Genomic DNA, 1,035 nt, shown 5'->3' with positions numbered 1-1,035 from the left:
TGGTGGTGTGTGGCGGGTTGGGGGCACGGTGTTGGTTACTGGTGGTACTGGTGTGTTGGGTGCGTTGGTTGCTCGGCATTTGGTGGCTGTGCATGGGGTTCGGGATTTGGTGTTGGTTTCTCGGCGGGGTTTGGCGGCGCCGGGTGCGGTGGAGTTGCGTGATGAGTTGATCGGGTGTGGTGCGGTGGTGGAGGTGGTTGCTTGTGATGTGGCTGATCGGGATGCTGTTGCTGTTTTGTTGGATGGTGTTCCGGGGTTGAGTGCGGTGGTGCATACCGCTGGTGTGTTGGATGACGGTACGGTGGCTGGTTTTACTGAGGCGCAGTTGGATGTGGTGTGGCGGGCTAAGGCGGCGCCGGCGTGGCATTTGCATGAGTTGACTCGTGATCGGGGGTTGGCGGCGTTTGTTTTGTTTTCTTCGGCTGCGGGGGTGGTGGATGGTTCTGGTCAGGGTAATTATGCTGCGGCGAATGTGTTTTTGGATGCGTTGGCTGGGTTGCGGCGGGCTCTTGGTTTGCCGGGGGTGTCGTTGGCGTGGGGGTTCTGGGAGCAGCGTAGTGGGATGACGGCGCATTTGGGTGATGCCGAGGTGGCTCGGATGGCGCGTTCTGGTGTTTTGCCGCTTGGTGCGGAGCGGGGTTTGGCGTTGTTTGATGCGGCGGTGGGGGCCGACGAGTCGGTGTTGGTGCCGATTCGGTTGGATTTGGCTGCGTTGCGTGTTCAGGGTCAGCAGATGCCGGCGCTCTTCCGGGGCTTGGTGCGGCTGCCGGCTCGTCGGGCGGCGGGTGGTGGGGTCGTTCCGGTCGGTGGTTCTGCTCTTCAGCGGCAGTTGGCTGTTCTCGGTGTGGATGATCAGCATCGGATGCTGCTGGATTTGGTGCGGGCCAATGTGGCTGGGGTTCTTGGTCATGACAGTGCTGCCACTGTGGAGCCGGAGCGGGCGTTTCGGGACTTTGGTTTTGATTCTCTTGCGGCGGTGGAGTTGCGTAATCGGCTTAACGCCGCTACCGGGCTGCGGCTGCCGGCGACCCTGGT

1 protein-coding gene is annotated in these 1,035 nt (G+C 61.8%); it reads left to right on the top strand.

The window, feature by feature from the left end; all coding sequences use genetic code 11:
• Positions 1–7: 7 nt before the first annotated feature.
• The coding region (locus B118_RS31395) for a type I polyketide synthase (RefSeq protein ID WP_337588134.1) at positions 8–1,035 on the top strand (1,028 nt) is incomplete at its 3' end.

Origin of the sequence: Salinispora pacifica CNR114 (genome assembly GCF_000514775.1) — a bacterium.
In the GTDB taxonomy this organism is placed as follows: Bacteria; Actinomycetota; Actinomycetes; order Mycobacteriales; family Micromonosporaceae; genus Micromonospora; species Micromonospora pacifica.
The sequence above is the reverse complement of the archived record's forward strand: the minus strand, read 5'-3'. Positions and strand labels throughout refer to the sequence as shown.